The organism is Marinobacter sediminicola (assembly GCF_031157525.1).
Taxonomy (GTDB): domain Bacteria; phylum Pseudomonadota; class Gammaproteobacteria; order Pseudomonadales; family Oleiphilaceae; genus Marinobacter; species Marinobacter sediminicola.
In genome coordinates this window covers 83,644-110,071 of the sequence record NZ_JAVIXR010000009.1, presented here as the reverse complement: position 1 = coordinate 110,071, position 26,428 = coordinate 83,644, and the positions used below count along the sequence as shown (strand labels likewise).

Sequence of the window (26,428 nt, the reverse complement as noted above, 5' to 3'; positions counted from 1 at the left end):
ACAACGGGTATCTTAAGAGCCCATTACCCGGAAACGGACTTCATAACCGGTAAACTTGCGGATATTGATAACCCCGGTGTCGAGGATCAGGTATTGGCCTTTGATGCCCTCAAGAACCCCCTCCACTTCCGGTGTTTTATCCAGGTTATGAGTTTTGATTTTTTCTGGCCAGGTCTGCACGGGGTAGCTCAATTCAAGCCCCCGTTCATCCACTTCGCGAATGGCATCCTGCCCGTGTTCTTCACGCAGCGCGGCGAGATCCTCTGCAATCAGCGCGAGTATCCGCTGGCGCTCCTGCACAAGATTCAACTCCGCAACATCGCCCCTGAGCATGGCGCGCCAGTTTGTGCGATCTGCAACGTGTTTCTTGCAGGCCACCTCAACAAGGCCGGAAAGATACCGGGTAGCCACTCTCAACACGGGAATAGCATCCACTGCACCCTGGTCGATCCAGCGCGTTGGCACCTGGGAACCGCGAGTAATGCCTACTTTGAGGCCCGATGAGTTAGCCAGATACACCACATGTTCAATCATGCAATGGGTTTCACCCCACTCAGGCTCACGGCAGGTGCCCAGGTGGTAATGGCATTTTTCAGGGCTCATGATGCAACTGTCACAGGAAGCCAGCTTCCGGAAGCAGGGGTAACAATGCCCTTGGTTGAAACTCTTTTTCGTTGTCCGGTCACAGTTAACGCAGCGAATCACACCCTCGAAATCAAAGCGTAAGGGCTGGCCTATGAGCTCATTCATTTCCACTCGAGCGTCACCTACAGCCAGTACATAGGACACAGGGTCGCCAGCTTCTGCGGGCATTTTTCTGAGCCGCCCGGTTACATCCGCAAGATCGTTCAAGATTTGACCTCAACAAACTGATTGGGATCGACGTTGTTCTCGCCCGGCTGATTACGACGCACGGAGGGGTCGCATGCAGTGCCAGCCTTGATTCCACGATCAAGGTAACCTACGCGCTCCTGCTCAGGGATGTTATGCAGGTTCTCGTAATAAATGACTGCCTCCAGGCTAATCTCCCGCTGCTGGGGCGTTAGCTTGCGACCATCCGGCCACTTTCCGAGTTCTATGGACTGTTTCAGACTCTGATAAACATTGGGATCGAGTCGCTCGATAAGCTCTTCGTAAGTCATCCGGTTCTCCTGAAAAAACCTTCATAAAAAAGTAGAGTAATCGTTTGACAGATGCAAACGATAATGATTATCATTGCCCTACCAAATGACGACGGTCGTATCATTTGGTCTCTCTCATCAGGAGCAATAAGCTTCTTTTATACCCCACCTCTGGTGGGGTTTTTTTATGCTTTCTGTTTATTGCCAGCCGGCAAAATAGCCGCTATCGCCAAGCCAGCAACAAAGCCGCCCAGATGCGCCTCATTGGCCATACTCCCCAACCCCAACATCTCGGGTAAGGGCGTAAACCCGATCACCATCCAGACTACTGCAAAGGTTACCAGCGCGGGCGGGAACTGGAATCTTGGATGTGTTCGCTGGCTCAGCCAGCAATAACCGAGGATGCCGTAAACCACTCCGGAAAGGCCACCAAAAAGCGGCCCCGACACAACGTATTGCAACACGTTGGAGAAAAGACTAGTAACGATAAAAAGCACAATAAGCCGGCCACGCCCATCAAACCATTCGACCTGGCTACCCAGAAACCACAGCATCACGGAATTGAAAACAATGTGAGTCCAGCTGAAGTGCAGAAAGTCAGGGGTGAATAACCGCCAGATTTGGCCACTGGCAAGCGTTGCCGAAAGCGCATCCAGACTCCCTGCCATGGGATTCCAGTCGTAAGCTCGGGGATCGATGATCAACAGACTGAACGTGAACTGATTGCTGCCCAGGCTTGTAAACCAGGCCATCAACACACCCAGTACAATGATGCCAAGAACCAGCGGCGCATGCCTAGGGGACGGCTGCCATCGCCCTGCCACGAATACAGGCGAATGATTCTGGTGCTCAACAGCCTGGCGGATACCCGGGTCGGCAAGGAATCGCTCCAGAGCCTCCAAAACTGGCTCGGCATGCTCTGAATGCTCCAGCCACAGTACCTGGAAACCGCCCTCTTCACTGATTCTGTGGGGCACTCCCTGGCTCTTTAGCCACTGGCTAAACCCGCCAAGATCTACACTGGCATCTAACTGCTTTACTCGGTACACAATCTACCTTGCCTCGCGGGTTATTCAGACTGACAACTCGGACCGCCGTGTTAGCGAGCGACGCTGTCCTCACTGGTGGGATAATCAGGGGAATCCTTATGATCCCGAGCGACATTGACCCAAACAAACTTGTCGGGGGAAAGTTCTCGCTCGCCGTCCATCCGGTACGCCACCAGCCTGCCGTACTTCACAGCACTGAAATCAATGCAGGCGACGTTGGACTTAAGCGGCGCAGGCTCACTGTCCATCCAGTAATGACCAACGAATACCGGCGGCGCATCCAGCGGGTAACTGATCAGCTGCTTGCGCTCGTCGTCGCTAAGAAGCCGCCCCGCCACTTCTGGTGGCAAGGGGTCAGGCTGGAAGACTACATCGGCATAGGTGCGGGGATCGTCGGCCCAGAACTTGGTACGGAAAAACTCTCGAACGTAGCCATCCCGCCCGGTTATTTTTACACCCTGAGGAAGGCGTAAATCTGTGCCCCGCAACAAGGTGTCCATAACCTGCCCTGCAAAGGAATCGATTGCCGCAGAAGCGTGCAGGAAATCTTCATCGATGCAGGCGCCGCCTTGGACCTGCTTGAACTTCTGAATGAGCTCGTCATCCCAGCAGGCGTGAACCGCACGAAAATCGTCTTCCTCGATAAACAAGGGAATAGTATAAAACCACTCAAGGAAGTCATTCCACTCGTGAGGGTAGGCTTCGAACTGCTCCAGGGTTTCCCGGATCAGGCGATCGTGTCGCGGGTTATGTTCCCGCAGCCATGTTTTACCACTGCCTGCACGCGCCCGTGTACAGTAGCCTAGGGCGTTGTACTCATGGTTTCCCATCACAATACGCGCGGAACCCCGCTCGACCATGTTCCTGACCAGGTGCAGCGCTTCACGAATTCTCGGGCCGCGATCAATAATATCGCCAATGAACACAGCTTGCCGCCGGCGGTGCTGGTATACGCCATTCACCTTGCTGTATCCCATCTGCTCGAGCAACATCGCAAGCGTATTCGCACAGCCGTGAATATCGCCGATAATGTCGTAACCACGACTTGCAGTATGCTTAATTCCAGCCATGATCAACTCGCTGCTATTTCACTTGCCCAGCCAAGCTTGTCGCGGCAGGTGGCATAGAAATTATGGTCGGTAGGGTGAATCAGCCGAATTTTGAAAGGCTTTTTGGCGATGCGGATGATATCGCCCGGCGCGCAGGCAATATTCATCTGACCATCAAAACTGATTTGCGGGTAGGTTTCATTGGTTTCCCCGACAACCAGTTTTATCTCACTCTTTCCGTCTACCACAATCGGGCGACTGCTGAGGGTATGAGGGAACATGGGCACCAGCACAATGGCATCCAGCTTCGGATGCATTATCGGCCCACCGGCTGAGAGTGAATAAGCCGTAGATCCTGTGGGGGTGGACACAATCAGGCCGTCCGACCGCTGGCTGTATACAAAATGCCCATCGATATACAAATCAAAGCCAATCATACGGGTGGATTTACCCGGATGTAGCACGACATCATTCAGAGCCGTGCCAAAGCCCAAAGGCTGACCATTACGCTCTACATTGCCATCAAGAAGAAACCGCGTCTCCTCAATGTACTCACCTTCAAGCACCTTGCCGAGACGCTCTTCCAGATCAACGGGCGAGATATCCGTCAAAAAGCCCAAGCGCCCGCGGTTAACACCAAGCAGAGGTATCTTGGACTTAGCCAGCTCCCGGGCTGCCCCCAATAAGCTTCCATCGCCGCCGACAACTATAACCAGATCGCAGATCTCGCCAAGCAGCTTTTTGCTGGCAACCTGCAAACCGTGGCCAGGCAACATGCTCGCCGTGTCTTCCTCAAGGATAACGTGGTAATGGTTGGCGACCAGATATTGTTTAAGCTGGCGCAGTGATTCAACCACCTTAACGCTGCCCATCCGGCCGATGACGCCTATGTTTCTGAACTGGTCCATGAATTATCCTGTGGTGTCGCCTGTTTCAATCTGGCCTACAGTCTAACGAAAGTCACCCCGATACTGAAAATTGTTCTGCGCGCCCTTCAGCAGGCCGTTTAGTTTCAGAGTTGGTGGTTCTCGCAACGGTCGTCGACTCCAGGCTGAAACTCCCCGGGTTGGCTGACTCTCAACAAGGGTTCACCACAGGAAGTATCACCGTCGAGCGCCTGCTGACAAACCGGGTTCTCGTAGTGGGCGAGCCATTGAAGATAGGCCGGCTCGTTCATGCCACAACGCTCCGCTGCATAAGCGGTCGGGTTACCAAAGTAGTTTTCAATTTGCCGGTAGGGCACAGTCAGGTGACCAACACCCGAGTGGTAAGCAACCAGAAAAACAGATTCAGATTTCAGGTACCCCATAATACTGTTTTCGGGTGGTTCACGGTTCCGAAGTTCATGCACTTCCTGCTCCAGAGCGACAAGTTTTTCATCCCGGTGCTCCAGCTCACGCTGTTTACGGTCGAGCTGCTCCCTCAGCAAGACCAACTCCGCTGTTGCGTTGGCATCCCCCCGACTGGCTTCAGGGTTAGCGGTAGCCATTTGCTCCTGCATGCTGAGATATTGCTGATTACGCTCCGCCAACCGCTGCTTCAACTGCTCATTGCCTAAGCGCTGGCGCTCATACTTTTGCTCCAGATCAGCCATTTCATTGCTCAGGGTCTTGATCTCGAGCCGGTGTTCCCGGTGCACTTCAGACAGCATGTCCCGGTGCACGCTTTGCAGGGTTTTAATGCGAAGGCGCTGTTCACGTATCAGTTGTGCAAGACGTGCCCGATCGGCGCCGATGCGGGATTCGTCATCCATTTCCGCGGCCTGCTCCCCGCCCTGTAACACAGGGATATTCTCCTCTTCGGGCTCAACAAGGCGAAATTTAAGGGCGTTGGCTTTAACCGCCTTTCGGATTAGCTGGAAATGGTTGTTGCCCGGTGTCATATCCGGGTCCCATAACTCAGAAGCGTACTGGGGATCGGGGCAAAGACTGCGACAGACAAGGCGAATCGCTCCGCCTCCCATATTCGGACCTTTTGCACCCTTGCGAGCCAGCTCTTCAATGGGCACATTCCAGCTGCTGTCAGCTCTGCCTTCTTCGTCAAACCAGATGCGAAAAAATACCAGCGAGCGCACAAGAAGGTCGCCGCCAAGCTCCACAAGAACGGCTTTAACATCGGTTTCAGCAAGGTCCGATAGCCCTACGTAGCCGTCCAGAAAAGCGCCAAACTCGCTGGCCCGCATCTGCCGAGCCACCTCGTTGCCCTCTATGAAGAAAACCGCCGAATAATCATCCGTTGCCTGGCGGGCAGATACCATTACAGACTCCCCAAAATCAAAAAAACTCTCTGACAGACTGCAAGTCTAGTCAGAGAGTTTCCGATGCATAGGTAAAAACTGCAACGTTTTGTGATCAGATCTGAGAGGCCAGTCGGCTACCTTGATCAATCGCACGCTTGGCATCCAGTTCTGCCGCAACATCTGATCCGCCGATCAGGTGTACTGGCAGTCCTGCCGCTTCAAGCCCGCTTTGCAGCTCACGCAACGGCTCCTGACCAGCACACATAATGATGGTATCTACTGGCAGCAGGCGATCTTCGCCCTGCTCTGCGCCTTTAGGGGTAACAGTGATGTGCAAGCCTTCGTCGTCAATCTTGCGATAAGTGACACCAGGAACCATCTGCACATTGCGGTTTTTGAGAGATGTTCTGTGAATCCACCCCGTGGTCTTACCCAGGTTTTTACCCACTTTGGAGGTCTTACGCTGGAGCAGGAAGACTTCACGGGCAGGCTCAGGAACTTCCGCCTTCACACCCTTGATGCCCCCTCGATGCTCGGCGGTAAGATCCACGCCCCACTCGCGCATGAACAGTTCAGTGTCCAACGCTGCAGAAGTACCCTTGTGGATAATGAACTCAGATACGTCGAAGCCGATACCACCCGCACCGATAACAGCAACCTTCTGCCCTACCGGCTTACGCTCAAGCAGTGCATCCAGATAGCCAATCACTTTCGGGTGATCAACACCTTCGATATCCGGTGTGCGCGGTTCTACACCCGTTGCCAGCACAACCTCATCAAAGCCGCCTGCTTTCAGGTCATCCACGCTCACACGTGTTTCCAAGCGAACATCTACGCCGTGCTTATCCAGCATTACGCGGAAATAGCGCAGGGTTTCGTAAAATTCTTCTTTACCTGGAATCAGCTTGGCTACGTTGAACTGGCCACCGATTTCTTTGCCCGCATCAAACAGGGTCACCTTATGACCACGCTCTGCGGCCACCGACGCAAACGCCATTCCAGCAGGGCCGGCACCTACAACAGCAATCGACTTAGGCGACGCCGTTTTTACATAGGTCAGCTCAGTTTCATGGCAGGCGCGCGGGTTTACCAAGCACGACGTCAGCTTGCCGCTGAAGGTGTGATCCAGGCAGGCCTGGTTACAACCTATGCAGGTGTTGATTTCATCGGAGCGATCTTCAGCCGCTTTCAAAACCAGATCGGCATCCGCCAGGAAGGGGCGTGCCATAGACACCATATCGGCATCGCCTTCTGCCAGGATTTTTTCGGCGACGTCCGGCATGTTGATGCGGTTCGTGGTCACCAGAGGAATGCTGACTTCGCCCTTGAGTCGCGCAGTTACCTTGGTGAAAGCGCCCCGCGGAACCGAGGTAGCAATGGTAGGGACTCGGGCCTCATGCCAGCCAATGCCGGTATTGATAATCGTCGCACCGGCCTTTTCGATTTCCTTGGCCAGTTGCACCACTTCTTCCCAGGTGCTGCCGTCTTCAATCAGGTCGAGCATGGAAAGGCGATAAACCAAGATGAAGTTTTCTCCAACCCGCTCACGTGTACGGCGCACAATTTCGATGGGCAGGCGGATGCGGTTTTCATAGCTGCCACCCCACTGGTCCGTGCGGTGGTTGGTGTGAGCCACAATAAACTGGTTAATGAAATAACCTTCGGAGCCCATGATTTCCACGCCGTCATAACCCGCTTTTTGCGCGAGCTGAGCACACACAGCGTAATCCTCAATCTGCTTCTCGATACCGGCTTCATCCAGCTCTTTTGGCTTGAACGGATTGATAGGTGCCTGAATGGCAGAGGGAGCAACCAACGCAGGGGAGTATGCGTAACGGCCAGCATGAAGAATCTGCATGCAGATTTTGCCGTCGGCTTCGTGCACGGCGCTGGTGATCACCTTGTGCTTTTCCACTTCTTCGTCGTTGGTCAATTTGGCGGCGCCCTGAAAAACGGCGCCTTCCGGGTTAGGCGCTATGCCGCCGGTTACGATCAAGCCAACGCCCCCACGGGCACGCTCAGCGTAAAACTCGCCAAGGCGCTGGAAACCGTTTTTGGCTTCTTCCAGACCAGTATGCATGGATCCCATCAGCGTGCGGTTGCGCAGCTTGGTGAACCCCAGGTCCAGCGGCTCAAGCAAGTTGGGATACTTGGCAAGGCCTGGTGTGGTATTGGTGGTCATCATCGGTCTCCTCAGAATGGTCACTGGCAGAGTCGTGGCCGCTCTGCTCTTTTTTAATGCTGTCTAAAGTACCCATGCGGGTTGCGTTCAACAATATCCGTGAATAACATTCTATTATCCCCAGATAACAGCCGATGGCGAATCCACATGAACTCACCTCCCCCTCAACCACCCCTGGACCGCAACCCCCTCGGCGATATCAGCGTTCTTTATGTTTCGGTACTGCTCCGGGCTGCCGACGCTGAAGGTGTAAATGTGCAGGAGCTAAGTCGCCACTTTCAGCTCAATGAACAAACGCTTTCCTCTCCTGAGACTCGTATCAGCCTTCCGCGTTTTATGAGACTGGGGCATGCCGCCATTCAGGCTTGCAACAACACCACACTGGGGCTGCGCATCGGCGCCTTGACGAGACCTGTAGATGCGGGCCTGGCGGGGCTTGCAGGTGAATGCGCCAGCACTGTCGGCAAAGCTGCACAAACACTGATTCGCTACTCCCTTCTGACCAGCCGTAATAGCCGTGGCATACCAAAAGTGGAGGCAGATAAACGCCTGATCCAGTTTTACTCTATCCGGCCTTACAACGCGTTTAACTACTTTGTTGTGGACTCGGTGCTGAGTGCCTGGACACAGTTTCTACGCACGGTGAGCGGGCAATGGGATGTGCTGGAAAAAGTTTCCATAGAATACCCATCCACTGGTATGGATGAACTGTTTGAAGCCTGGTTTCGCTGCCCGGTACAGTTTGGGGCCGCCACAAACAGAATAACGGTGCGGCAAGACATATGGAGACAAGACACTCTACAGGCACAATCAGCAATACATGAAAAGCTTACGCTGCTGTGCGAAGTGGAAATGCGGGAGATTCAGAGAGGATGGACGACAGGCGATAGAGTAAAGAGCCTGTTAACGCCGTTATTTCGAGGAGAAACACCGAGCCTTGAGACCATTGCCTCGAAGTTGGGAGTTACACCATGGACACTGCAGCGGCAGCTTGCTTCTGAAAACACAGGGTTCAGAGAGTTGATGGATGAAACCAGAAAGCAGTTGGCGAGAGACTATATTAGGGAAACAGATACATCGTTATCAGAAATTGCCTGGCTGTTGGGTTTTTCCAACCCAGCGGCTTTGCACAAAGCCTACCGCCGCTGGTTTGAAATAAGCCCGGGGGAGCACCGGAAACAGTTCCGTGCCTCCCCTTAGCATTACTTGTTCAGATGCTCAGCGTGGAAGCGCAGGTGCTCCCCAATGAAGCTGGAAATGAAGTAATAGCTGTGGTCATAGCCTTCGTGGCGATTCAGTGTCAGCGGATAGCCACTCACCTTTGCCGCCGCCTCCAGCGCTTCCGGCTTGAGCTGTTCAACCAGGAAGTTATCGGCTTCACCCTGGTCTACCAGAGCAGGCACGAACTGCGTGGCCTTTTTCATCAGCAAGCTGGAGTCATACTCAGCCCAGCTGTCGGTATCTTCACCCAGGTATGCGGTGAATGCCTTCTTACCCCAAGGGCAATCCATTGGATTACTGATTGGGCTAAAGGCCGATACGGACTGATAGCGCTCGGGATTGCGCATTGCCAACACCAAGGCACCGTGACCACCCATGGAATGGCCAAAAATTGACCGTTTGTCACTCACCGGAAAAACGGATTCGATCAGGTTTGGCAGTTCATTCAGCACATAATCGTACATACGGTAATGCCGGTTCCATGGCGCCTGAGTGGCATTTACATAGAACCCTGCCCCTTTCCCCAAGTCGTAGGCTTCATCATCAGCTACATCGTCACCGCGGGGGCTGGTGTCAGGCGCGATGATAGCGACGCCCAATTCAGCAGCCATTTGGTGAGCAGCCGCTTTCTGCATGAAATTTTCATCGGTGCAGGTTAATCCAGACAACCAGTACAGGGCTGGCACCTTGTTACCGTTGGCTGCCTGCGGTGGTAAATAAATAGCGAAACGCATATCGCAATTCAGCGTTTCTGAATGGTGACTGTACTGCTTGTGCCAGCCACCGAAACTTTTGTTTCGACTAAGATTTTCAATATTCATTACAATCTCCCTGATAAATGGTCGCCTGTGCCAGGCCCAGGCGACCCTCCTCGTTATTTGTCAAAGTGAATAACGGTACGAATACTCTTGCCTTCGTGCATCAAATCGAAGGCCTCATTGATCTTCTCCAGACCCATGGTGTGAGTAATAAAGTCGCTAAGCTTGAACTCACCGTTCATGTACTGCTCAACAATACCCGGCAATTCTGAACGCCCTTTCACGCCACCAAAGGCAGACCCTCTCCAAACCCGGCCGGTGACCAGCTGGAATGGGCGGGTTGAGATTTCCTGGCCGGCACCGGCAACACCGATGACCACTGATTCGCCCCAACCTTTGTGACAGCACTCAAGAGCCGAGCGCATCACATCCACATTACCAATACACTCGAAGGAATAGTCGACACCGCCATCAGTCAGCTCAACAATGACTTCCTGAATCGGCTTGTCATAATCCTTCGGGTTAATGCAGTCGGTCGCGCCGAGCTGACGGGCCAGCTCAAACTTGCTCTCGTTAATATCGATAGCAATGATGCGACTGGCTTTCGCCATGGTGGCGCCGATAACAGCCGACAGACCAATGCCGCCCATACCGAAGATAGCCACGGTGGCACCCTCTTCTACTTTAGCGGTATTCATCACCGCACCCATGCCAGTGGTCACACCGCAACCGAGCAAGCAGACTTCTTCAAGCGGTGCTTCTTTGTTGACCTTTGCCAGCGCAATCTCAGGCAGTACAGTGTATTCAGAAAAGGTTGAGCAACCCATGTAGTGGTAGATTGGCTCGCCGTTCAGGGAGAAACGGGTGGTGCCATCTGGCATCAGGCCCTTACCCTGAGTTTCACGGATCTTCTGGCACAAGTTGGTTTTGCCAGAAGTACAGAATTTGCACTCACCGCACTCAGGGGTGTAAAGCGGGATTACGTGATCCCCCACCTGAACGCTGGTTACGCCTTCACCGATAGATTCGACAATACCGCCACCTTCGTGACCCAGAATGGTCGGGAAGATGCCTTCGGGGTCTTCACCCGAGAGAGTAAACGCATCGGTATGGCAGACACCGCTGGCAATAACACGGATTCGCACTTCACCTGCCTGCGGCGGCATAACATCCACTTCTTCGATAGACAGTGGCTGTTTCGGGCCCCAGGCGATAGCGGCTTTGGATTTGATTGTTTTAGTCATGTGGCTCTCCGATCTATGTTCCAGCTCTGGCAGAGGTTTCTGCCACCATGAAGAACATACTATAGTCTATCGTCCTGGTTGATAATCCCATATTATATAAACTCACCTTTACCAGTGAGTAACAATCAGGACGGCCAAATTCCAAAAACACCAGCTCTTTCCAGAGGAGCTCACACGACAGCACGGGAAGCAGACCATGCATATTTGGGAAGGGGTAAGTGAGTTTGTGGCAGTGGCGGAGGAAGAGAGCTTTACTGCAGCAGCGAAGTCGCTGGGCATTTCAACCGCTCAAGTTAGCCGGCAAGTCAGTGCCCTGGAAGCCCGCCTATCAACCAAGCTGTTTTACCGCACCACCCGCAGGGTTTCGGTGACCGAAGCCGGGCAGATCTACTATCAGCAATGCCGGCAAGTGCTCGATGGCCTCGAAGAGGCGGAACGCACCATGACCAACTTGCAGATGGTGCCCAAAGGTCAGTTAAGACTGACAGCCCCTGTGACCTTTGGCGAAAAGAATATCGCCCCGCTGGTGAACAATTTCGTGCTGCGCTACCCGGAACTGCAAGTACAGCTCAACCTGACCAACCAAAAACTGGATTTGGTGGCCGGCGGTTATGACCTGGCAATACGACTGGGTAAGCTCGAAGACTCCAGCATGATGGCAAAACGCTTATCCTCAAGAACCCTGCATGTGTGCGCCTCACCCGCTTATCTGTCGGCCTTCGGAACTCCACATTCCCTGTCAGAACTGGATAAGCACAACTGCCTTCAGGGAAATCTGGATTACTGGCGTTTTCAGGTAATGGGTAAACCGCAAAACATCCGGATCAAAGGCAACATCATGTGTGATAGCGGGTGGGCCTTACTGGACGCAGCTCTGAAAGGCATCGGCATTGTGCAGCTGCCGGATTACTATGTTCAACCTTCTCTGGCGTCCGGAAAGCTGATCAGCCTTTTAGGGCCCTACCAGGAGGCTGATGATGGTATCTGGGCCATTTACCCACACAACCGCCATTTATCACCGAAGGTTCGGATGCTGTTGGACTACTTGAGTGAATCACTGCAGGCGAAGTGACTGCCATCACATCGGTGGGCGCAAGGAAATAATAGGGAGTCTGAAACGAAAAAAGCCGTTAACTGCGATGCAGCTAACGGCTTTCTTAAATAGTGGCGGAGCGGACGGGACTCGAACCCGCGACCCCCGGCGTGACAGGCCGGTATTCTAACCAACTGAACTACCGCTCCACAGTTATAACCGATTGCTTTTCAAATACTTTCAAAGCGCTGCAATCTCTAAAAGATTGCTCGGTGACAACGAGAGCGCATTATAAAGAGGTGCATGATTAAGTCAACGCCTTTTCTGAAAAAATCTATAAACCCCGCCTATTACATGGCATCAACCATCGCATCTTTACCCTGGGCGGTTTTCCGATACTCTATGGGCGTCATGCCAGACCAGCGTTTGAACGCACGGTAAAAGGTACTCGGCTCGGAAAACCCGGTGAGGTAGACGATCTCATCAATCGACTCATCTGTGGTTGCCAACAGCTGCCGGGCCAGGCGGTATCGGAAATCAGCCAGCACCTGGTTAAAGCTGGTTTCTGCCTCAGTAAGCCGAGTACGCAGCGTGCGAGGCTTGATGTCCAACCGGGTAGCTACCGAATCCAGTGTTACTTCACCGCTATCGAGTAATTCAGCAATGATGCGCTCCACCTGCCCAACAATATCCTTTTTCTCCAGCCGAGCCACCTGCTCACTGGCAAAGCGCTCATGCAAATCCAGGAGTTCCGGCTCGGCATGGGGCGACGCGTGAGCAAGCAAGCTTATGGGAAAGTACAGGCGGTTTTCCTGAGCACCAAACACCACGTCGCAACCCAGCAATTCCGCAACGTACTCGCGCCCTTCTTCACGTTCATGTTCAAACTCGACCCGCGACGGACGGAACTCGTTATCTGTGATGGATCGGAAAAAGGTAAGCAGGCCCTGCACAAAGCACTCGTTAAAATGTCGCAGGCGTCGGACTTCATCAGAGGCCGCATCCAGTACCATGCAGGCTTCCTCACCTTCAATGAAGAAATCTGTATTGGCGGCATCACTTAACAGGCGCTGGTAGTTCTGTGCGCGGCGTAACCCTTCACCAAACGTAGGGCTACTCAAAAACAGATACTCGAGAACCTGGCCTTTATAAACTGGCAAAAGCTGCCCAAGGTGGAGCCCGATATCGGGATCACCGGATACATCTTCTACCGCCTGCCAGAAAAACATCTGGGCACTATGGGGCGTGCGAAGCTGTTCGGTGTACACATACTCCGCATTCACGCCAAGTCGGCTGAAAATAAGATCGGTATCAAGACCCTTCTTTTTCATTGCCTCGTAGATAAGGCGCAGCATCACGCCCGCGTCACGTAGTTCCTGCATATAATCCCGCTTTGTATCTATTGGATACTACTTTGGCCCGGCAGACACCCGCCGGAACACCCCAAGTCAATGCGTCGTCAGCACGGGTTTGCCAGACTGACGGCAGGCCTGAAAGCAAAACCTGCGTCGACCCTGCAACTGCCCGACTTGACCAGAAGTCTACCTAGACTATCGTCTTGCATTAGAGCATATCAGGCCACAGACGCACAGTTGTACCAGAATCCTTGCAGATCAGGTACCTGCATTTAGCAACTTTCACCAATCTTTTGTGCCAAAGCTATCATCGCATTGCCTTTAGAGAGAACCACTTATGTCAGACACACTTATATATCGAGACACACCACCAACACTGCTTCCACTATTCGGCAAAGCTGTTTTACCAAAAAAAGTCAGCTCTGAAGGCGACATCAGGCTCCCGGAACTCTCTGCCAAGCTCCTCTACGCAAAAACCTCCAGCGATGATCTGAATCAATATGAGCGAGTATGCGGATTCAACCCCGGCAACCACATACCCATTACCTGGCCCCACATTCTTGCGTTCCCACTCCACCTGAAGCTGCTGACTGAAAAAGCCTTCCCATTGCCACTGCTTGGGCTGGTGCACCTACGCAACAGCATTACCCAGCACAGAGCAATTGGAAGAGGAGAGGTTCTGGAACTGGAGGTTAAACTGGGCGGGCAGGAGCGCACCAGCCGGGGAATCGAGTTTGACGTAAACACCACCGCTCGCTCCGCGGGCGCGGTCGTATGGGAGGGTGATAGCACTATGCTCTTCCGCCAACCCGACCCAAACTCCAAGTCTTCAGAAAAGACTGCTCCCCCAGCGCTCGAACATTACCCAAATATGGTCGATATCAATGTAGCGGAGTCCATCGGGCGCCAATACGCCAAAGTCTCCGGCGACAGCAACCCGATTCATATGCACGCCCTGAGCGCCAAGGCTTTCGGCTTTCCCCGCGCTATCGCCCACGGCATGTGGAGCAAAGCACAGGCTCTGGCAATTATGGGGCAACAGAACGGATGGCGCTCGGGGCCAGTTAAGGTGAGCTGCCAGTTCAAGAAACCGGTATTTTTACCCGGAACAGCACAACTGAACTGGCGGGAAGGAAAAGCCGCTTGGGACTATCAACTGCTGAATGCCCGAGGCGATGCACCCCACCTCAGTGGTCGCATAGAATGGCTCTAAACTACCTCAGAGGGGCTCTCATCGTCACCCAAGGAGGGTGATGCTGCAACGGGAAGTGTAAAGAAGAATCGTGCCCCACCACCTTCAGGGCGCTCAAAGCCTATTTCCCCTCCCTGAGCTTGTATCAGGGAGCGGCAAGTGGGCAAGCCAATCCCCATGCCCTCTTCTTTGGTGGTATAGAACGGCAGAAACAGCTTTTCTTCAGCATCTTCTGCAAGCCCTTCACCATAGTCCCTAACGTCAATGCGAACACAACCTTTATCCGTGAGGCGCGCGCTTACCTCAACAGGCAGCGCAGCCTCTTTGCTGCGAGTTGCTTCAAGCGCGTTTCGAATCAGGTTCAGAGCAACCTGCTGAACCTGAATCGGGTCAGCCAACACCTCTGGCAGCCCTTCGGGCACAAGCAGCTCAATGGCCCCGTCGTTGTTGCGCGCATCCACTTCGGCGAACTCCCGGGTGTCTTCCAGCAGTGCAGAAACAGCAAGCACTTCCTTGCCGGTCGCTGGTTTTTTTACAAATCGCCGGATCCTTCGGATAATCTCGCTGGCACGATGCGATTGCGCCTCGATCTTATCAAGGGTTTCTTGTAACAGGCTCAAATTCGGGTTTTCAACGGACATCATCCGCTTGGAAACCCGGGCGTAATTGGCAATCGCCGTCAGTGGCTGATTCACTTCATGGGCAACACCTGCGGCCATCTCTCCCATGGTGGTCAAACGGGATATGTGCGCCAACTGGTCACGCTGCTCCTGCACAAGCTCTCGCGCCTCTTCCAGCGCCTGTTCACCATCAAGCTCAACGGTTATATCGCGGAACACAACCACAGCACCGTGTAATTCGTCATCCTCAAGTTTCGGTGTGGAGCGATATTCGGCCGGAAAGCCGGTGCCATCTGCGCGCAGCATTCTGATGTCGCGCTGGTTTTCTGCAACACCTTGGCTGCAGGTTGCATGAACCGGGAGCCCACTGGGGCACTGGGCTGCTGTACTGAAGTGGGTCTCAAAAAAATTGCGGCCGATCAGATCCTCAACAGGGCACCGCATAATAATGCCTGCGGCAGGGTTGGCGAACTCGATTAAGCCCATCTCATCAAGCCCGTAAATGCCTTCACTGATGGAATTGAGGATACGAGCCTGATCGCTTTGAAGCTCTCGATTCCGCGCCTGCAGCTCACGCTCAAGCCGAATAACACGGGCATGGGTTTTAACCCTGGCGATCACTTCAAGGGACTGAAAAGGCTTGGAGATATAGTCGGCCCCGCCAAGCGCGAAGCCTTTTACTTTCGCTTGCAGGTCATCCAGAGCTGAAAGGAATACAACGGCGCAATCGGCCGTTTCAGGATCGGCTTTGAGACGTTCGCATACCTCATAACCGTCCATTTCGGGCATCATGATGTCGAGCAGGACAACTTCGGGCTGATGGCGGTGGGCAAGATCCAATGCTTTTTCGCCTTCATTGGCGATCAGCAGCCGATAGCCTTTATCTTTCAGTGTCTCGTAGAGAACTTTCAGGTTCTGTGGATTGTCATCCACGAGCAGAACCGTCACCTCTGAATTTTCGCTGACAACTTCAGTCATATAATAAAAGGCCGGTCAAAAATATAACCGCATCATGCCGGTGAGATTACCTCGCGTCGATAAGGTTCTTTACGGACAGCACCATGCGGACAAGGTGTGCCAGTGAATGGGTACCCATCTTGTGCATCACTCGGGAGCGGTGAATCTCCACCGTGCGCTGGCTGATTTCCAGTTCAATAGCGATCACCTTGTTCGCCTGGCCTTCTATCATTCGATCCATGATCTCGTGTTCACGGGGGGTCAGGCTTTTAACCCGACGAATGATTTCCTGCTTCTCACCCAACGTTTTGCGCTGCTCCAGATCCTGCTCCAACGCCGCTTCGATTTTCTCAAGCAACGCTTCTTCGCGGTAAGGTTTCTGGATAAAGTCCACGGCGCCTTCTTTCATGGCGTCAACTGCCATAGGGACGTCACCGTGCCCGGTCACAAAAATAATTGGAAGAATTGAGTGTTTCTCGTTCAACTTTTTCTGCAATTCCATGCCGTCCATGCCCGGCATACGGATATCCAGTACGATGCAGCCAGCCATTTTTTCGGAATAATCCTTGAGAAATACGGCAGCATTCTCATAAGGTTTAACCAATTTGCCATCAGTTTTCAGTAACAGCTCCAGCGAGTCACGAACGGCTTCGTCGTCCTCTACCACGTATACAGTCTGCTGAATATCAGTCATGGGTGTGCTATCTCCTGTCTGTTTTGTTATGGCGATCGGTCAATGAATCGACGGATCTTTCTGATCGTCCCGGGCGTGTTCCTGGCGCTCGTGCTCACGCATTTTCTCAAGCCGTTGCTGGATAATGCCAAAAACACTCTGTTTCGGATAGTTGCCTTTGCTGTCTGCCTTACCGGCTGGCTTGCCCAGCAGTAGGGTCACCGCTTCCTCAACACTTGATACAGAGTAAACCGAAAACTGATTTTCACGGACAGCCTGAACCACTTCACTGTCCAACATTAAGTTCTGGACGTTGTTGGCAGGAACAATGGCACCCTGCGTGCCAGTAAGCCCGCCCTTGAGCTGACAGGTAGCGAAGAAACCTTCCACTTTTTCATTCACACCACCAATCGGCTGCACCTCGCCAAACTGATTTACGGAACCTGTAATGGCCAGATCTTGTCGCACCGGAACACCGGAAAGCGAGGATATAAGAGCACAGAGTTCGGCCAGCGAAGCACTGTCACCGTCTACCTCGCCGTAGTTCTGCTCAAACGTCAGGCTGGCGGACAGGTGCATAGGGTCCATCACCGCAAAGTGCGAGGCTAACCATGAACTCAAAATCATCACACCTTTGGAGTGAATGTTGCCACCCAATTTCACATCCCGCTCGATGTCCATAATCCCGCCATCTCCATAATAGCAGGTGGCCGTTACGCGGTTGGATAACCCAAACTCGAACCCGCCAGTGGAAAGCACAGACAGCGCGTTGACCTGGCCCACGACCGAGCCTTGAGTTGAAACAAAAGTGGAGCCGTCACGGATTGAGTCGTAGAGTTGGTCACGGATACGGCTACTGCGGTATTTAGCACTCTCAAGCGCTCTTTCCACGTGAACATCCTGGATCATCTTGGCATTCGCCTGCCGAGCCCAAAAATCCGATTCCCGGAGCAGGTTGGCAATATTGGCGGCATGCAATGAAAGCCTGTCTTGATGTTCTGCCATACGGGCACTGTGTTCGATGACCCGCGCCACGGCCTTATTGGTGCAATGTAACAGGTTTTTTTCTTTGACAACGCTGGCAATAAACTTCGCATACATAACCTGGCTGTCTTCGGAGCGATACATTTCGTTCTCGAAGTCCGCAGTCACCCGGAACAATTCTGCAAACTCGGGATCGTAATCCTGCAGCAGCATCCAGGTTTCACGATCCCCGAACAGCACAAGTTTCACATCCAGCGGCACAGCTTCAGGCTCAATGGAGATAGTGCCTGAGAGTGTCAGCTCTCTTTCAAGGGAGTTGATCTGGATGCACTTCGAACGCAACGCCCGTTTGATCCCATCCCATACGAAGGGCTGCTCGAGCACCTTTATGGCGTCCATCAACAGATAACCACCATTGGCGCGGTGCAGACTGCCTGCCCGAATCAGTGAGAAATCAGTAAACACAGTGCCCTTGTAGGTAACATTCTCAACGTATCCGAAGAGGTTGTGGTAGGTGGGGTTATCTTCCACCACCATCGGCACCTCATTGGTCTTCTGATGCACCACCACGTTAACGAGATAGCGCCGGGGCATCTTTTTGTCCAGCGACGCATAGGCAATGGCTGCCTGCTCTTCGTTGTCGTCGAGAAAAATCTCAAGATTTTCAACCAGGTCTTTGCGTACTGCCTCGAAGTAAGCCACCACATCCGGAAGGTTCTTGTAACTCTCAATCAATGCGTCAATTTGGTGGCCAGAGATGCCTTCAAGCGTTTCCTTATTCAGGGCCTGCTGCTCATCTGCGTACTCCTGTTCCCAGTCCGCCAATTTCCGGAGTGCCTGTCGGAGCTTTTTCTCGAGTTTGTTGATCGAATCTTCGAACTTGTCGCGCTGTGCATCTGTCAGCGCCTTGAAAGTCTCTGCGGTATGCGGCTTATCACCTTTCATTGCCACCAAGCGATACCCGCCTGGCGTCGTGATGGTCAGGCTGATTTTTTTGCGGCGCGCCTGAGCTGCAACTTTCTCAAGTTCGTCTTCCTGCTTTTTTCCATACTCTTCTTTAAGCTGCTCTGACCGTTCCAGAAAGCTGTCGCTATCGAAGGTCTGCGGAATGACCTTCACCAGCCGGCTCATGAGTTTCTCCATGTCCTGCTTGAGCACCACACCTTTGCCCGCAGGCAATTGCAACAGCTTAGGAATGCGCGGCTCTTCAAAATCTGCGACATAGCACCAGTCGTGACTTTGCTGCTCGGTATCCAGGTGGTGTTCAAGGTAGCGCAACATCATCGTGCGCTTGCCCAAGCCATTCCGCCCTACGGCATACACGTTGTAACCACCATGTGGCATAGCAAGCGCAAACCGCACAGCTTCCTGAGCCCGGTTCTGGCCCACAATTTCCGCGAGCGGCTCCAGTTGTCTGGTCGACTTGAACGGTAGATCTTTCAGAACACAGGCTTTGTAAAGCTGATGCAGAGACAGTGACTTCAAGGTTGGGTCCTGTAACGGTTGACTCATTGGCCGGTCATTGTAGGTTCTGTGGACCAGTCTGTCGCGCCTGGGGACAAGAATTGTGACAAACTCTCAAAGGCAGGACGTTTTGTGATGCAGTTCACGCTTCACAATCTCCTCATTGCCCTCGTCTTTCATCGAACACTACACTTCATCTTCCGACTCTAAGCCTTTAGTCTTATAGTCGGCTATAACAACAACATAATAAGCAATGGGTGCCAATCTACGATGAGTGATTCCGAAGATCGCCGGCTCAAGGATCGCTATTCTGCTTCGTGCCTTAAGGTACAGGTTCGTCAGCGCGGTTTTTTCAAGAAGAATAAGCCTTCTTTCCAGGCGACCTGCCTCGATCTGAACCGTTACGGCATGGCTTTGCTAAGCCCGCGCCCACTGGAGCCTGGCACACGGCTGTTTATGGATTTTGAGGGGAAGTACATCAGTGAATCGAAGGTGTGCGCTCGTGTTGTCGAGTGCCGCCCTTTCCAAGCCGGCTATCGGGTAAGCGTTCAATTCAGCTACTACCTTAACAAGAAAGGCTACTCCAGAACGGTGGACAACGCCTTGTCACGCATCGAAGGTTTTTACAACCGCCTCGCCAGCTAGAACGCTCCTCAGACCAACCCGGCATCCAGGCTTGCTGCAACGTACATCCCTAACTCCCGGCACTGCTCTTCGAACTCATCCTGATACTCACCACGGCACATCAGCGGCTCCTGAACAAGCTTCCAGCGTAATCCGGTGGTGATGCTTTCGATAGCGCGCCGCGTCCCGGTGCCGTCGTGGCCTGCGCGTATGTAAAAGGCAAATGGAAGACCCTGGGTTTTCTCCAGGCAGGGATAGTAGCTGCGATCGAAAAAATCCTTCAAAGCGCCACTCATGTAGCCAAGGTTTTCAGTGGTGCCAAGGATAATGGCATCGCAGGCAAGAACATCATCCGGGCCGGCATCCAGGGGCGCCAGCACGGTTACTTCTACGTTCTCAATATCTTCGTGGCGAGCACCCTGCGCGACCGCATCGCGCAGGGTGAGGGTGTTCGGAGAGGGCGCATGGGAAACAATAAGCAGTCTCTTTTTACGATCCACATCACACTCCCATGATTGCTTTAGAGCAGTTCGTCGACAGCAGCCTCTGCTTCTGCAGCGCTTTTCTTATCAACCGGCTTTGGCATCAAGCTTTCACGTACCTTGGCTTCGATTTCCTTGGCAATTTCCAGATTCTCTTCAAGGAACTTGCAAGCATTGGCCTTACCTTGGCCAATCTTATCGCCGTTATAGGCATACCAGGCGCCGGACTTATCCACAAAGCCCTCTTTAACACCCATATCGAGCACTTCGGCCATGTGATAAATGCCCTTGCCATAAAGAATCTGGAACTCGGCCTGGCGGAATGGCGGTGCAACCTTGTTCTTGACAACTTTAACGCGGGTCTCGTTACCCACAACTTCATCTCCGTCTTTTACTGCACCGATGCGACGAATATCCAAACGTACTGATGAGTAGAATTTAAGCGCGTTACCACCGGTGGTGGTTTCAGGGCTGCCGAACATTACGCCGATCTTCATACGGATCTGGTTAATGAAAACCAGCAAGCAGTTGGCGTGCTTCACATTGCCCGTGAGCTTACGCAGAGCCTGTGACATCAGGCGGGCCTGCAAGCCGACGTGGCTATCGCCCATCTCGCCTTCAATTTCTGCCTTTGGAGTCAGCGCCGCCACAGAGTCAACAATGATGACGTCTACCGCATTGGAGCGTACTAACATGTCGGCAATTTCAAGAGCCTGCTCACCGGTATCTGGCTGGGAAACCAGAAGGTCGTCTACGTTAACGCCCAACTTCTCAGCGTAGATGGGATCCAGCGCGTGCTCAGCATCGATGAAGGCACAGGTTTTACCGGCTTTCTGAGCTTCGGCAATAACCTGGAGGGTCAGAGTTGTTTTACCAGAGCTTTCAGGGCCGTAAATCTCAACAATTCGGCCGTAAGGCAGTCCGCCTATACCCAGAGCAACGTCCAACCCGAGGGAACCAGTAGAAACCGCAGGTATGGCTTCGCGGGGCTGATCGCCCATTTTCATTACGGCGCCCTTACCAAACTGGCGCTCAATCTGACCCAGCGCTGCGCTCAATGCTTTTTTGCGGTTATCTTCCATCAGTTCAAACCCTCTGTTGCCTTGGCCAGCGGCATTACATGCTTGTCGCTGGAGGTATAGTTAAGCGGGAGCTCGTACAGTAGTAACAGCGAATTCCCTGTATATTTGAACAGTATTAAAACATACCCCGAGAGAGAGGCCAACCCCTGTTATTGTGAAAGCATTCAGGTTTGCTTCAAAAACCCGCTAACTCCCTGCAGGGCAAAGAGAACCGCCTGCCGTCGCACCTGATCGCGATCGCCTTTGAAGTGCTGCACAACCGCTTCGGTGCTCTCAATGCTGGCGCCCCAGGCGAACCAAACCGTTCCTACCGGCTTCTCTTCACTGCCCCCACCTGGCCCGGCTACCCCGCTAATGGCAACCGCTACATTCGCACCGGTCGCTGCAAGTGCGCCTGCAACCATCTCACGCACCACCGGTTCGCTAACAGCACCATGATTGCCCAAAGAGGCATCGGTAACGCCTAACAACGATTGCTTGGCTTCATTACTGTAGGTGACCAAGCCACCCACCACATAGGCGGATGAGCCTGGTTTGTCTGTCAGCACCTTGGCAACCCAGCCACCGGTACAGCTCTCAGCAGTCACTACCGCGTAGCCAAGTTGTATCAACTTTGTGGCTAATTGATCCCCAGCATGTTCGAGTTCGTGGTCACTGGCAGGCATAATGTGCTCCCTCGTTTCATCACGGGCATAATTTTCTTACAATCCGTGGCTTCATCCAAAGTAAGATTATCCGGACTTGTCCATGTCAGCACCACAGAACACCAAACCCCAGCACACACCCATGATGCAGCAATACCTGAAGATCAAGGGTCAACACCCGGATGAGCTAGTGTTCTATCGCATGGGTGATTTTTACGAACTGTTCTATGACGATGCAAAAAAAGCTGCAGAGCTTATGGATATTACCCTCACTGCAAGGGGACAATCCGGTGGCAACCCGATTCCTATGGCGGGCATCCCTTTTCACTCTTCTGAGGGTTACATTGCCCGCCTGGTGCGTGCTGGTCAATCCATTGCCATTGTTGAGCAGATTGGTGACCCGGCAACCAGCAAGGGGCCGGTTGAGCGCCAGGTGGTCAGAATCGTCACCCCCGGCACGCTCAGCGACGACGCCTATCTGGAAGACCGCCGCGACAACCTGCTTGCGGCCATCTATCACCACCGTGAGCAGTTTGGCTTTGCATCACTGGACATCTCCAGCGGCCGCTTTGTGGTTTCAGAACTGGACACTCTGGAAGCCCTGCAGGGAGAGTTGCAGCGGTTACGCCCAGCGGAGATTCTTATCAGCGAGGATTTCCCCTACCAGGAAGTCGTCGCCGGGCTGACCGGTGTTCGGCGTCAGGGCCCCTGGCTGTTTGAATCAGACACTGCATTCCGGGTACTAACCCAGCAACTGCAAGTTCGCGACCTGACCGGGTTTGGCTGTGAGGACCTGAGCCTCGCCATTTGTGCCGCCGGTTGCCTGCTGCAGTATGCAAAGGAAACCCAGCGCACAGCCCTGCCCCACATTCGCAAGCTCACCCGGGAACGCCGGGACGAAGCCGTGATTCTCGACGCCACCAGCCGCCGCAACCTTGAGATTGATATTAACCTCATGGGCGGGCACCAACACACCTTGGCCTGGGTGATGGATAAAACTGCCACCTCCATGGGCGGCCGTGAGTTAAGGCGCTGGCTAAACCGTCCCTTGCGGGATATCGACGTAGTAAAGCAGCGCCAGCAAGCAGTATCGGCCCTGCTAGAAGGCTTTCATTACGAGCCAGTACACACTCTACTCAAAGCCGTGGGCGATATTGAACGTGTTTTGGCCCGCGTGGCGCTCCGCTCTGCACGCCCGAGGGACCTTGCCCGGCTAAGGGACGCATTTCAGGCACTGCCCGATCTGCAGGAAACCCTGAAACCGGTTAACTCCCATCATATCGTCAAGCTGGCCACCACCATTGGCGAATACCCCGAGCTTGCCGACATGCTGGAGCGCGCGGTTATCGACAACCCGCCTGTAGTGATTCGGGAAGGTGGCGTAATCCGAGAAGGTTTTGACGAAGAGCTGGACGAACTGCGAAACATAAGCGAAAACGCCGGTCAGTACCTGCTGGATGTGGAAACCCGGGAGCGGCAGCGCACCGGCATAAGCACCTTGAAAGTGGGGTACAACCGGGTGCACGGCTATTACATCGAAATCAGCCGGGCCCAGTCTGCACAGGCACCGGTGGATTACATTCGCCGCCAAACCCTGAAAAACGCCGAGCGTTTCATTACACCCGAGCTAAAAGAATTCGAAGACAAGGCTTTAAGCGCGAAGAGCCGTGCTCTTGCCAGAGAAAAAGCACTCTATGATGAAGTGCTGGAAGCAGTTGCTGAGCAGCTCGCACCTTTACAGGATGCAGCTCAGGCCTTGGCTGAGCTGGATGTCATCAGCAACTTTGCTGAACGCGCCACCACCTTACGCTTTGTTGCACCGGAATTTCGCGACGCTCCGGGGTTCGATGTCGAGGATGGCCGCCATCCCGTCGTCGAGCAGCTTCTGGATGAACCGTTTGTGCCTAACAACTTACTGATGGACGTCCAGCGCCGAATGCTGGTCATTACCGGTCCCAACATGGGCGGTAAATCGACCTACATGCGCCAGGCCGCTCTGATTGCACTACTGGCCTACACGGGGAGTTTCGTGCCCGCCAACCGGGCAGTGATGGGGCCGGTGGATCGCATATTCACTCGCATGGGTTCTTCAGATGACATTGCCGGCGGGCGCTCCACCTTTATGGTGGAAATGACAGAAACCGCAAACATCCTGCACAACGCTACCGAGTTCAGCCTTGTGTTGATGGACGAAGTCGGCCGGGGTACCAGCACGTTCGATGGCTTATCCCTGGCCTGGGCTACAGCCGAGCATCTGGCAAAAGAAATCCGTTGCTACACCCTGTTTGCCACTCACTATTTCGAACTTACACAATTGGCAGACGACCTGGAACTCGCTGTAAACGTGCACCTGACAGCAACAGAGCACGACGACAGCATTGTGTTTTTGCATAACGTACACGAGGGCCCAGCCAGCCAGAGCTATGGCCTGCAGGTGGCCAAACTCGCCGGCGTACCTCAGAACGTTATACTCAACGCCAAAGCCCAGTTAAAGCTACTTGAGAATAGCGCAGTACCCGCCACGGCTCTGCCGTCTCCTGCTGTTGAAGACCGCAGCAGGCAACCGACCATGCCTGCACAGGTTGTTTATCAGAGTGATATGTTTGCCAGCGCAGAACCCAGCGCTGTAGAAGAAACACTTCAGGGAATTGATCTGGACGATTTATCGCCCAGAGAAGCCATGAACAGGCTGTATGAACTGAAGAAATTACTGAAAAGCTGATGACAAATTGATCTGGGTAATAAGGTTATAGCGGTCAAACGCTTGCGGCAGTGCGGGCTGCTCCCTACAATATCGCCCATTAAAATATAACCACGGAGCATGACAACAAGCTCCGGATGAGATTGACCACTGGACCAGGGATCTGATTATGGCGTTTATCGTTACCGATAACTGCATCAAGTGCAAATACACAGACTGTGTAGAAGTGTGCCCGGTAGACTGCTTCTATGAGGGGCCGAACTTTCTGGTAATCGACCCGGACGAGTGTATTGATTGCGCTTTGTGTGAACCCGAGTGCCCAGCCGAAGCGATCTTCTCAGAAGACGAGCTGCCCAAAGACCAAGAGCAGTTTGTAGAGCTTAACGCCGATCTGGCGGGCAAGTGGCCCAACATCACCGAAAAGAAAGACCCACTCCCAGATGCGGCAGAGTGGGATGGCAAGCCCGACAAACTTCAATATCTGGAAAAGTAATTACAGGTAAGCCTGGCAACATTGCCAAGACCTGAACCAAAAAAGGGAAGCCCGTATCGGCTTCCCTTTTTTTATCTATACCGCACTGACAACTCTATACCACCGATCATGATGGCTCGAGTATTTTCCGGGCCGCAGCGGTTTTATAGAAAGCCGATAGCCGCCTGCGCACAAGCGCCTCAACGTAGCCCTCTTCTTGAAGTAAACCTATTACCGGGATAGCCCAAGCGTCTACCTCTGCAATGATAACGTCACGGGTAACACCCAGATCACCGAGTAGGTCGCTAAGTGGTCGGTCCCCATACTTCACAAAAAGGTGCGCGACCACAGCTTGGGCACAACCGGAAAAATAGCCGGTTCTCCGGAACTGCAACCAGAACTCATATCCAAGCACCACAAATGCCTGCAGTTCAACGTCGCCAAGCCCTTCACGAAGCTCGTCAACCGTACGGTCTTCCACGGCGACCCAGGCTGCCATAACCGTATCCCGCACTTCATCGTCAGAGAGCGCCCGCTGCAGGAACTGTTCACTACGACTGATCAGCCCCGGCAAGCTATCTGAGAGCCAGGCTTTCAACCTGCGCTCAAAGGTCTCATCCAATCCGGGTACCGCCTTGTTAGCCATGCGCTTGCCAAATTTCATCATGGAACCCACACCGGGTACCGATTTGGTGATCAGGTTGTCTTCATAGAGGTAATTAACGATTCCCTGATACACCACATTCGAAACCAGTTCCTGATACACCGGATGCGCCATGATTTCGCTAATTATACGTTCGCGCTGTTGGCGCAATTCAAGCATTTCTTCCACAAAGCCCGTGGCTTGTTCACGGGTGATAATGTCACTTAATACAGTATTTGCCTGAACGGATGCGTTGAGCACCTCTGTGGCCATCTCACCCGCCAATTCAGGAATTCCGGCATCCAGTTCCATGTCCACAACCACTCGCTGAATGGTCTCCATGACCTGCTTTTCCGAGGCTATGCGATTCAGCGTAATCGTATCTGCATGATCAAGAAGTTCGTTAACCTCTTGCGTGAGAAACTTACGCAGCTTTGTGCCTTTCAACGAGGCAACCTCGTGCTTCACATGCAATTCCAGCAACTGACTGGCTGGATCGTTTTTGTCCTTGGTCATGATGTTCGTGGCCCTATTGATATGAAGAAACACAGTTATAATTGCACTGGATACCGAAAGGCTAACACGAAGACAAGGCAGACGGGTTCGCCATAGATACGTTGGGCTAGCAGCGGCTGGGCC

The 26,428-nt window shown here is 53.3% G+C and carries 23 protein-coding genes and 1 tRNA gene; 6 read left to right on the top strand and 18 right to left on the bottom strand.

Annotated elements, in window-relative coordinates; translation table 11 throughout:
* Positions 1 to 12: 12 nt before the first annotated feature.
* From RG807_RS13215 to RG807_RS13185, 7 genes are all read right to left on the bottom strand, one after another.
* Entirely contained in the window at positions 13 to 813 is an 801-nt protein-coding gene (locus RG807_RS13215; RefSeq protein WP_435404678.1) for a DUF2797 domain-containing protein, read from the bottom strand.
* A 35-nt stretch (positions 814 to 848) separates the two neighbouring features.
* Positions 849 to 1,142 carry a YeaC family protein gene (locus tag RG807_RS13210; RefSeq protein ID WP_309045298.1) on the bottom strand — a complete coding sequence of 98 codons (294 nt, stop codon included), beginning with the start codon at positions 1,140 to 1,142 and terminating at the stop codon, positions 849 to 851.
* A gap of 164 nt (positions 1,143 to 1,306) precedes the next feature.
* Positions 1,307 to 2,170 (bottom strand): rhomboid family intramembrane serine protease, encoded by an 864-nt coding sequence (locus RG807_RS13205; RefSeq protein ID WP_309045297.1) that lies wholly within the window; start codon positions 2,168 to 2,170, stop codon positions 1,307 to 1,309.
* A 50-nt stretch (positions 2,171 to 2,220) separates the two neighbouring features.
* Positions 2,221 to 3,240 carry a metallophosphoesterase gene (locus RG807_RS13200; protein ID WP_309045296.1) on the bottom strand — a complete coding sequence of 340 codons (1,020 nt, stop codon included), beginning with the start codon at positions 3,238 to 3,240 and terminating at the stop codon, positions 2,221 to 2,223.
* A 2-nt stretch (positions 3,241 to 3,242) separates the two neighbouring features.
* Positions 3,243 to 4,127 carry an NAD(+) kinase gene (locus tag RG807_RS13195; RefSeq protein WP_200370018.1) on the bottom strand — a complete coding sequence of 295 codons (885 nt, stop codon included), beginning with the start codon at positions 4,125 to 4,127 and terminating at the stop codon, positions 3,243 to 3,245.
* A gap of 104 nt (positions 4,128 to 4,231) precedes the next feature.
* Positions 4,232 to 5,476, bottom strand: a complete 1,245-nt coding sequence (locus RG807_RS13190) for a DNA repair protein (RefSeq protein WP_309045295.1) — start codon at positions 5,474 to 5,476, stop codon at positions 4,232 to 4,234.
* A 94-nt stretch (positions 5,477 to 5,570) separates the two neighbouring features.
* Positions 5,571 to 7,640: an NADPH-dependent 2,4-dienoyl-CoA reductase gene (locus RG807_RS13185; RefSeq protein ID WP_309045294.1), complete on the bottom strand. Its 2,070-nt coding sequence runs from the start codon at positions 7,638 to 7,640 to the stop codon at positions 5,571 to 5,573.
* Positions 7,641 to 7,787: 147 nt separating this feature from the next.
* Here RG807_RS13185 and RG807_RS13180 point away from each other — a divergent pair, with 147 nt between their 5' ends.
* On the top strand, positions 7,788 to 8,840 hold the full coding sequence (locus RG807_RS13180; protein WP_309045293.1) for an AraC family transcriptional regulator: 1,053 nt from the start codon (positions 7,788 to 7,790) through the stop codon (positions 8,838 to 8,840).
* 2 nt (positions 8,841 to 8,842) lie between these two features.
* On the opposite strand, the gene fghA is transcribed toward RG807_RS13180, so the two are convergent.
* Both fghA and RG807_RS13170 read right to left on the bottom strand, forming a co-directional pair.
* Positions 8,843 to 9,682, bottom strand: coding sequence for an S-formylglutathione hydrolase (fghA, locus tag RG807_RS13175; RefSeq protein WP_309045292.1), 840 nt, complete (start codon positions 9,680 to 9,682; stop codon positions 8,843 to 8,845).
* A gap of 53 nt (positions 9,683 to 9,735) precedes the next feature.
* Entirely contained in the window at positions 9,736 to 10,863 is a 1,128-nt protein-coding gene (locus RG807_RS13170; protein WP_309045291.1) for an S-(hydroxymethyl)glutathione dehydrogenase/class III alcohol dehydrogenase, read from the bottom strand.
* Between the two features lie 196 nt (positions 10,864 to 11,059).
* Between RG807_RS13170 and RG807_RS13165 the strand changes: the two genes are divergently transcribed.
* Complete coding sequence (locus RG807_RS13165; RefSeq protein ID WP_309045290.1) at positions 11,060 to 11,935, top strand: LysR family transcriptional regulator; 876 nt, start codon at positions 11,060 to 11,062, stop codon at positions 11,933 to 11,935.
* A gap of 93 nt (positions 11,936 to 12,028) precedes the next feature.
* On the opposite strand, the gene RG807_RS13160 is transcribed toward RG807_RS13165, so the two are convergent.
* Both RG807_RS13160 and RG807_RS13155 read right to left on the bottom strand, forming a co-directional pair.
* Positions 12,029 to 12,105: transfer RNA gene (locus RG807_RS13160), tRNA-Asp, on the bottom strand.
* A gap of 141 nt (positions 12,106 to 12,246) precedes the next feature.
* Positions 12,247 to 13,278 carry an AraC family transcriptional regulator gene (locus RG807_RS13155; protein WP_309045289.1) on the bottom strand — a complete coding sequence of 344 codons (1,032 nt, stop codon included), beginning with the start codon at positions 13,276 to 13,278 and terminating at the stop codon, positions 12,247 to 12,249.
* Positions 13,279 to 13,588: 310 nt separating this feature from the next.
* Between RG807_RS13155 and RG807_RS13150 the strand changes: the two genes are divergently transcribed.
* Positions 13,589 to 14,464, top strand: coding sequence for a MaoC family dehydratase (locus RG807_RS13150; protein ID WP_309045288.1), 876 nt, complete (start codon positions 13,589 to 13,591; stop codon positions 14,462 to 14,464).
* On the opposite strand, the gene RG807_RS13145 is transcribed toward RG807_RS13150, so the two are convergent.
* Genes RG807_RS13145 through RG807_RS13135 form a run of 3 tightly spaced genes read right to left on the bottom strand, consistent with a single transcriptional unit; the run spans position 14,461 to position 19,162 of the window.
* Positions 14,461 to 16,041: a response regulator gene (locus tag RG807_RS13145; RefSeq protein WP_309045287.1), complete on the bottom strand. Its 1,581-nt coding sequence runs from the start codon at positions 16,039 to 16,041 to the stop codon at positions 14,461 to 14,463. The two genes, RG807_RS13150 and RG807_RS13145, sit on opposite strands and share 4 nt — an antisense overlap.
* Before the next feature lie 46 nt (positions 16,042 to 16,087).
* Positions 16,088 to 16,714: a response regulator FixJ gene (gene fixJ, locus RG807_RS13140; RefSeq protein ID WP_309045286.1), complete on the bottom strand. Its 627-nt coding sequence runs from the start codon at positions 16,712 to 16,714 to the stop codon at positions 16,088 to 16,090.
* A 39-nt stretch (positions 16,715 to 16,753) separates the two neighbouring features.
* Positions 16,754 to 19,162 (bottom strand): Lon protease family protein, encoded by a 2,409-nt coding sequence (locus RG807_RS13135; protein ID WP_309045343.1) that lies wholly within the window; start codon positions 19,160 to 19,162, stop codon positions 16,754 to 16,756.
* Positions 19,163 to 19,411: 249 nt separating this feature from the next.
* Here RG807_RS13135 and RG807_RS13130 point away from each other — a divergent pair, with 249 nt between their 5' ends.
* The gene (locus RG807_RS13130; RefSeq protein ID WP_309045285.1) at positions 19,412 to 19,786 is read left to right on the top strand and encodes a PilZ domain-containing protein; all 375 of its coding nucleotides are present in this window, start codon (positions 19,412 to 19,414) and stop codon (positions 19,784 to 19,786) included.
* Positions 19,787 to 19,794: 8 nt separating this feature from the next.
* On the opposite strand, the gene RG807_RS13125 is transcribed toward RG807_RS13130, so the two are convergent.
* The 3 genes from RG807_RS13125 to RG807_RS13115 all read right to left on the bottom strand — a co-directional run bounded on the left by RG807_RS13125 (position 19,795) and on the right by RG807_RS13115 (position 21,994).
* Positions 19,795 to 20,265, bottom strand: a complete 471-nt coding sequence (locus tag RG807_RS13125) for a flavodoxin family protein (protein ID WP_309045284.1) — start codon at positions 20,263 to 20,265, stop codon at positions 19,795 to 19,797.
* Positions 20,266 to 20,285: 20 nt separating this feature from the next.
* Complete coding sequence (gene recA, locus RG807_RS13120; RefSeq protein ID WP_298450202.1) at positions 20,286 to 21,329, bottom strand: recombinase RecA; 1,044 nt, start codon at positions 21,327 to 21,329, stop codon at positions 20,286 to 20,288.
* Positions 21,330 to 21,493: 164 nt separating this feature from the next.
* Positions 21,494 to 21,994, bottom strand: coding sequence for a nicotinamide-nucleotide amidohydrolase family protein (locus RG807_RS13115; protein WP_309045283.1), 501 nt, complete (start codon positions 21,992 to 21,994; stop codon positions 21,494 to 21,496).
* Between the two features lie 82 nt (positions 21,995 to 22,076).
* On the opposite strand from RG807_RS13115, the gene mutS reads away from it, so the two are divergent.
* Both mutS and fdxA read left to right on the top strand, forming a co-directional pair.
* Positions 22,077 to 24,695: a DNA mismatch repair protein MutS gene (gene mutS / locus RG807_RS13110; RefSeq protein WP_309045282.1), complete on the top strand. Its 2,619-nt coding sequence runs from the start codon at positions 22,077 to 22,079 to the stop codon at positions 24,693 to 24,695.
* Between the two features lie 148 nt (positions 24,696 to 24,843).
* The gene (gene fdxA / locus RG807_RS13105) at positions 24,844 to 25,167 is read left to right on the top strand and encodes a ferredoxin FdxA (protein ID WP_298450196.1); all 324 of its coding nucleotides are present in this window, start codon (positions 24,844 to 24,846) and stop codon (positions 25,165 to 25,167) included.
* Positions 25,168 to 25,273: 106 nt separating this feature from the next.
* Here fdxA and RG807_RS13100 read toward each other — a convergent pair whose 3' ends face one another.
* Entirely contained in the window at positions 25,274 to 26,305 is a 1,032-nt protein-coding gene (locus RG807_RS13100) for a DUF445 domain-containing protein (protein WP_309045281.1), read from the bottom strand.
* Positions 26,306 to 26,428: the final 123 nt, after the last annotated feature.